This is a genomic window from Fulvimarina thalattae, assembly GCF_040239565.1.
In the GTDB taxonomy this organism is placed as follows: Bacteria; Pseudomonadota; Alphaproteobacteria; order Rhizobiales; family Rhizobiaceae; genus Fulvimarina.
This window is the reverse complement of the sequence record NZ_JBEHWS010000038.1, coordinates 1-7,085: the sequence shown is the minus strand read 5'-3', so window position 1 is coordinate 7,085 and position 7,085 is coordinate 1. Positions and strand designations below refer to the sequence as shown.

5 protein-coding genes are annotated in these 7,085 nt (G+C 58.9%); 3 read left to right on the top strand and 2 right to left on the bottom strand.

Annotated elements, in window-relative coordinates; genetic code table 11:
• The first annotated feature begins 185 nt into the window (after positions 1-185).
• Genes ABRA89_RS19910 through ABRA89_RS19900 form a run of 3 tightly spaced genes read left to right on the top strand, consistent with a single transcriptional unit; the run spans position 186 to position 2,469 of the window.
• Positions 186-827 (top strand): hypothetical protein, encoded by a 642-nt coding sequence (locus ABRA89_RS19910; protein WP_349943257.1) that lies wholly within the window; start codon positions 186-188, stop codon positions 825-827.
• The gene (locus ABRA89_RS19905) at positions 824-1,834 is read left to right on the top strand and encodes a hypothetical protein (protein WP_349943256.1); all 1,011 of its coding nucleotides are present in this window, start codon (positions 824-826) and stop codon (positions 1,832-1,834) included. The genes ABRA89_RS19910 and ABRA89_RS19905 overlap by 4 nt, the downstream gene beginning before the upstream one ends.
• 29 nt (positions 1,835-1,863) lie before the next feature.
• Positions 1,864-2,469 carry a LemA family protein gene (locus tag ABRA89_RS19900; protein WP_349943255.1) on the top strand — a complete coding sequence of 202 codons (606 nt, stop codon included), beginning with the start codon at positions 1,864-1,866 and terminating at the stop codon, positions 2,467-2,469.
• Positions 2,470-3,491: 1,022 nt separating this feature from the next.
• Here ABRA89_RS19900 and ABRA89_RS19895 read toward each other — a convergent pair.
• Both ABRA89_RS19895 and ABRA89_RS19890 read right to left on the bottom strand, forming a co-directional pair.
• Positions 3,492-4,124 carry a tyrosine-type recombinase/integrase gene (locus tag ABRA89_RS19895; protein WP_349943254.1) on the bottom strand — a complete coding sequence of 211 codons (633 nt, stop codon included), beginning with the start codon at positions 4,122-4,124 and terminating at the stop codon, positions 3,492-3,494.
• Positions 4,125-4,384: 260 nt separating this feature from the next.
• Positions 4,385-6,631 carry a hypothetical protein gene (locus tag ABRA89_RS19890; protein WP_349943253.1) on the bottom strand — a complete coding sequence of 749 codons (2,247 nt, stop codon included), beginning with the start codon at positions 6,629-6,631 and terminating at the stop codon, positions 4,385-4,387.
• Positions 6,632-7,085: the final 454 nt, after the last annotated feature.

Below are 7,085 nucleotides of genomic sequence, written 5' to 3'. Positions count from 1 at the left end.
GCTCCGGCGCTCCGCTATCGGATGGCTCCGCACCTACGCCGGTTGCTCAACCAGCGCCCAACGGCGTATCTGAAACGGACGAGACTCTAATCGCTGTTGGATGAAGATTCAGTGGCAGGTCAGTCCTCTTCGCTCTTTTCGCCCGATCGAGTGTCCAGATCGACGGCGGCCGGATCGCGCGGACGATGGGCTGGCTCCATCGCAACCCCAAGCCACCCCATCCGGGGCTTCTGCGGCTGCGCGAACGCGTCGGCGGCCTTTTGCCCAAACGGCGCGGGGGAGACATGATCCTGATGATCATGCACCATTACTGGGGCCGCGCGGGCGACGACGGCCTGCCCTTCTGGCCGGGTCTCGTGGCCGGTGGCCAGATGACGCCGTCCCTCGTCAAATACCTGCGGAAGGACGAGGCCGCGGCAAAGAAAAACGCGTCCGGCACGAGCGCGATCACCACGATCGGCTATCCGATCGGCCGGGCAACGGGCATCTGCGCCCGCATCGCGCAGGAGAGCCTCTTCGCCGACCGGACGACACCGAATCTCGAAACGGAATCCGAGGTCTTCAGCCGGGTCTTTCGAGTGGAACTGCAGCGCGGCGAGCGGGCCGATCTCCTGCGCGCCCTCAGCCCCGCGACGCAAATGGCGATGGTCGATCTCGACGAGCGCTATTCCGGGCCGAGCTTCATCATCGACGACGATGTCCTCTTCACCGCCGCCGGCAACAGCCTCTGGCTCGAAAAGGACCCCGAGCGCGGGGCCGAACAGCTCGGCGCGATCATCGAGGATTTCGCAAAAGCCGCAAGCGCGATGCGGCGCTACGTGGAATGACCGTTTCGATTGAAAAGAAGGAACACGGGGCTGCTCGCGCCGTATCAAGACGTTCCCTCGAAATGGTGTGGGATCCGTTCGAGGGCGAACTTCGGATTCCTGCACCCAATCCGGGACCGCAGCCCTTCGGTTTCAACGTTCCGACCTGGCTCTTTTCGGTGACGTTCGTTTCGATCCTCGTCTCGGGCTACTTCATATTCGCCACCAAGGACAACGACTACAATCTCGACGGCGTGAGCCCGCTCGCCCTCGTTGGCGTTCTCGCGTCGACGGTCGTGATGGGCGCAATGATGATCCTCAACAACGCCCGTAGCAAAGCCCGGTGGCGGCAAGAGATGGCGGCAAAGCTTCTGGGTTGGCGATTTCGGGCACAGCCGATCTGGGTGTCGAAAACGAGCACCGGCAAACAGAAGCCCATCCCGCCGCGCGTGACCGCGATTCAGTCCGCCGTCCCCGAATTCGTCGAATATGGCGGAGACCTGCTGACCGCACTTTTCGACGGAAACGAATTCTGGGGGCGCACGAGGGAGAACATTCCCTTCTGGATGTTGCTCTGGCAGTCGCCGGCCCTGTTCGCACCGCGAGACAAACTCGAGGCCGGGAGCGTTGGCGGCGGACAGGCCGTGGGCAACACGATCTACACGGCATTCCGGCTCGATCGCCGGACAGGCGTCCGGATCGTGCTTCTGCCCGAGGATTTGACGACCGTCGGCACGATCGACGAGGATCTGGAGTCGGATGCCTTCAACCGCCGCTTCAGGGTTCACCGCGACCGCGGCGACGCCGCCGACTTGCGCCGGTTTCTCACCCCCGTCGTTCAGGAGAGTTTCGTGGCCCTCTTCGATGCCTATGGAGTGCGCGTCATGCTCGAGGACGACGTCCTCTTCATGGCGGGACACACAAACCGCTATGTGGCGAAAGATCCGCATGTCGCCGCTCGCGAGCTCGCCAAACTCGTCAGCGAATTCGCCGAGGCCGCGACCGCCCTCAAGCGATACATCGATTAGTCCCGCCATCCCGAACGAGAGGCCCCGGAATGGGTAGCATCCTCCTTGCCGTCATCGTCCTGATCGCCCTTCTCGTGGGCGGATATGTCCTTTTCTACAATGGGCTGGTCGCATCCGCGCAGCGGGTGGACGAAGGCTGGTCCGGCATCACCGTCCAGCTCAAACGCCGGCACGATCTCGTCCCCAATCTCGTCTCGTCCGTCGGCAGCGCGATGACGCACGAGCGGTCGATCGTCAGCCAGATCACGAATGCCAGACGCGATGCGATGTCCGCGATGAACCGGGGCAATCCGGCGGAGGTCTCGACAGCCGAGGCCGCGCTGTCGGCCAGCATCCGCACCTTCGTCGCCTATTCCGAAGACAACCCCGAGATCACGGCGACGGCGAACATTCGCGAGATGCAGAGCCAGCTGGAGAAAACCGAGGACCAGATCGCGGCCGCGAGGCGGATCTTCAACGGCAATGTCATGGCCTACAACACGCGCGTCCTCTCCATCCCCTCCAACGTTGTCGCCTCGATCGCAGGCTTCACCACCCGCCCGATGTTCGAACTCGATCGCGGCGAGATGGCAGCCGTGAGCGAGGTGCCGAAGGTGCAGCTCCCCAATGCTGTCGGAGAGGCGCGGGAGGCGTGAACCCTTCCCGCAATTCTGATCGCCGCCCACTCCATCTCAGTTATCCGCGCTACGAGACAGCCGAGCCGAGGGGGCAATCGCCGCAAGTGATCGCGGGACTCCTTTTAGGTAACGGGAAAAAAGACGATGCGTTTCCTCCATAAGCGATCGTGCATGAGCCGAGGTCCGTTGTCAGTACGCCCGATCCTCGCCAAGGCGGTATTCAGACACCCTGCGGTCCTCCTTTGCCTTTTCGTGGTGCTGATGGGGGTCAGCGAGCCACGCGCTCAACTCGCACCTGAACGCTTCGTCGGGATTTGGATCCTCGATGACAGCGAAGTTCGGCACGGCACCCTTCCGACCGTTAGGGTCGTCGTTGAAAGACGACCGGAACGATCGCTGCCGGTCTCCGCCTCCGCTCGCACGCACCCCACTGCATTCGCCAACCGCCGCACAACGAGTTCAGACCGAGATGCCCGAGCCGAAACCTCGCTTCGCTCCTCGACAAACTCGCAAATGGACGCGACTTCGCTGACCTGCCCCTCTCGGCTACCGAACTTGGCAAAGAAACATTGCGTGCTAGCGCCATAACGATCTCTGGCCCTTGGACCACCCGGATCAGCCTTACGCCACTTGACACCGACCGGGCGCATCTCTCGGTGAAAGTTGCGCTCGCCCGTGTCGCATCGGAGGAATTCGAGGCGATCTATCGACGGACTGCCGATCCGACATCGGATGAAAGCATAGAGGTCGGTCAACGCGTTCCTCTGCGATCTCCGGGTGACACGCGAAACTGATCATTCGGTTTGAAAAACGCCTGGTTTCAAATATTCGGGCCGCAGCCCAACACTTCGCCGGATCAACGGCGGCTTCTGGAACAGTCTGTGTTCGGCGCAATGCATCGATTGGGAGTGTAACGGCAGGGTCTCCCCATTCGCGAACGATAGCTGAGGCCTGAATCGCACAGTACTCCCTGATTTACTGATCGGAACGGCCGCTACGATACCCCCGCAGCAGCCGTCCTACCCTCGTGACGATCGATCCTACACCTCCGTCCTCTCGGCGAGGGTCAGAGCATCCTCGACGTCGACACCGAGATAGCGAACGGTGCTCTCGATCCTGGTATGGCCGAGGAGGATCTGAACGGCGCGCAGATTGCCGGTCGCCTTGTAGATGATCGACGCCTTCGTCCGGCGAAGCGAATGCGTTCCGTAGTCCTCTTGCCGGAGCCCGATCGCGGTCACCCACTCGTCGACCAAACGGGCATACTGCCGGGTGCTAAGGTGATCCGTCCGATCGATCCGGCTCGGAAATGCGTAGTCGTCAATCGTCCCGCCTCGAAGTTCCAGCCAAACAAGAAGGCTCGACCGCGCAGGTTCGAGCAGTTCGAACTGTACCGGCCGCTTCGTCTTTTGCTGAACGACGATCGCTCGCGTTCGGATCCGGCCACCGGACGTCAGATCGCCGATCTTCACCTTCACGACATCACAGCCGCGAAGCTTACTGTCGATCGCAAGATCGAACAGCGCTCGGTCGCGGATCCGTCCTTCGCGATCGAGCCAGAAGCGGATCGCCCAGACCTGCTGAGGCTTCAGGGCCCGTTTCGCGCCAACCGTTCGCCCAGCGTTCCAAGCTCGACGGGCCTTGCCCGCCGGATCATACTCCGAATATCCCATTGTCGTTCTCCGTCGGCCGGAATGGCCGAAAGAGGAAAATCGACGGTCTTTCGCGATGATCGATGGGCCGGAAGGGGACGGACGGCTATCGAGCGTCACGCCAACCAGAGCGGACATCGGTGGAGACCACCTCCGCAACTGCGATCGGTATGCGTTTATATCGCTTATCAAAACCCAGGCATTCGGCAACGTAAAGGATGCACCGCCACATCGATCGATATGCATGCCGTTGCTTGGTGGCAGGAACTCCGTGCGTCAAACTAAGATGAGAGTGCGTCCGCCAAGTCGTAGGGTTTCGGCCCAAAGCCGTAGCGGTAGAAGCTGACCCCATCGAAGGTGCGCTCCTTAGATCGGCGCTTGAAGAAGAAGGTGGCGCATTCCACCACTTGGTCATGGTCGACGAACATACCCACAATATGCCGCCCGAATTCCTGCCACTCATCGGGTTCAGGCGCCACTTTGGCAAAATGGCATGCGACGACAAACAAACGTCGGCCAACAGCAAATCGGGTGATGACGGTATCGCCATTGTCCTCTAACGGCACTCCGCGCCGGAACCGCCGTACCCTCCTCTCAAAGTCGAACAGCGCGGGCGGAAGCTGGTTGAGAACGGTGTTTACAATATCGAAACGATGACGTTGGTTTGTATCGAGGTACAGCTCCTTAACAATCTCCGTCCACATGGGTGAGAGCTGCACACCGAGAACTTCAGGTATTCGGCGGTTGGTTCGAGGCGCCTTCGGAACACGGACAATTGCATCGGACTCTAAGAACACGACCTTCTGGCCTTCCAGCGCAGCCGGATCGAGGCAAAGGCCATTGGTCAGGTAGAGGGACAAGATGTCCTGTTCGTCGCCTTCGAAATCGATCAGCTCATCTACGGTGCTTCGACGCGTCAGATAGTGTTGGAAGGAAATTTCCGTATCAAGAAATCTCTGGATCATTTGCAGCTCGCCCAAGGAAAGCACCGGAGCCCAAGCCGTCGCGTTTTTGATGAGGCCAAGTTCCTTAAGGTAGTAGCGGGCGCTGGTCAGGCTTGCGAAATGCTCAAAGCACACGCTGTATCGATATACGACCTTTGGACGATCGAGCTTGAAGTCGAGCAGGCTGCCGTCGGATTTCAAGCGCAGCACTGCATTTTGCCGCTGCGTGTCGAGATAGTTCTGTAGACGCCAGCCTTGCTGGCCGGGTTCGACGAAAAGCTCTTTGAAGTTTTTGATCAGGCTTAGGTCGCCGCCACGTCGCGCAGCGTCCTTGATTTGTCCGGACTTGGCCTCGAGAACAAAGACAAAGTTTCCCAACAGAGCGACGACGTCATTCTCCCAGGTCTTGCCTGTGATCGGATCATCCCAAACGACGCCACGATAGATCGTGGCCGAAGGCATCGCCTTAGTCAAAAGATCCACGACAGCCTCTTCAAGATAATCCGCGCGCGCATCTTCATACGCCCTTTCCAGAGCCTTATGCCCCTCCATTACGCCTTCCATGATTGCGAATGGGAAGGAGAAGATCAGATGCGGCAAGGCGACAAAGAGATTGCCGTTATCAAGCCGGAGGTAGGGTCTTCGCCAGATTGGGTTATTCAGATAGATGTGATCGGGGTTCTGATCCTTCAAATCCCCTGGTGCAAGTGACAGACGATACAGCACATCAACGATCTTGGAGTCGAAGTGCTGTTCTAGTGTCGGTCTATCAAGCGAGAATACCCAAGGCCATGCAAGCTCCGACATTTGAAACCCGGCGTTGCGGAGCTCCTCAAGGTTCTTGTGTCTGTTTTTGCCATATCGCCAAGCGCGCGCGGCCGAAGGGTAGCTGGCCGTGAAAAAAGCGATTGCAGCCAGAACCTTCTTGCGGTCCGGCGAATGCATCAGGTCATTTATGTTGCCGGCGAAAATATTGAAGCGCTGCTCGATCAACTCCGATAACTGAACCATTGATCGAAACAGTACCGAAAGACGAAACCCAAGGAATGTCTCGGACTGGCGTTCAAACCGCTCTAGCAGTCCTGTAAGGGTCTTGTCGCAGTCAGCCTTGGTGAAGAGATTGCGGTAGTAAAGCGTATGGAGCCTAGCTTTGCGACGAACCGCCTCCGTGAGGTCAAACTCGTCCGACGTTTTTGGCTGCTTACGAATAAAACCGTGGATGTGTCGACCCATCAGAGCCCAATAGCGAACGAAGTTGCCGGGCGATGTTGGTGCGGTTTTCAGAGGAGATGGCGTCATCAGGACGAAAGCTTGAGCTATCTCCACCTCAACCTGATCGAGCGAGCGCACCTCGGAGGCGAGGTCTTTCTTGGCTCTACCGCGTGCTATTAGAAAGTGAACAGCGGTCCTCGCCAGGACGACGAGCGGGTCACGCGAGGCGAAGAAGGTTCGCAGGTTAGTTCCCGTCCAATCAAACTCACTCTGCCATTGTTCATGAGACCAGCCGTCAGTGCCTTCCAATTCATTGGGAATTGGGAACGCTGTGACCGCGTAGCCTGGCATGCCTCTTTCAACGTCGACCATCGGTTTGACTCTCAAAATGGGTGGAACATTGTTCTTAGAGTAGAAACTCTCGCATGAACCGCCCCTGAGTTTTCCAGACGCCAACGCGAAAGGCCTACCCGCGGACGCTACTCAGAACCATCATTGTCGGGGGAAAGAGTGTGCGGATCATTTGCAGCAGGGACGCGCAGCAATCTGCGGTTCTTGGAACTCGGCCCTACGAACCGAACGTTCGTGGTTTGGGACCGGAATGGCGCGCTCGGAACGAATTGAATTATTTCGAAGTCGTGAGAATTTCAGAGTGACTATGTCCGCTTTCAGGCGCCGCCGCATTTAACCTGTATGACCGAAACACTTGAAGAGTTTCGGGCGCCGCGAGGCGTACGAAAGTCCGCGAAGAACGAACCTGCGGGATGCTGGAACGGGACTATGGGGTTTTCGGCTGAGAGCTGATCCTGTGTGATCGATTTCCAGG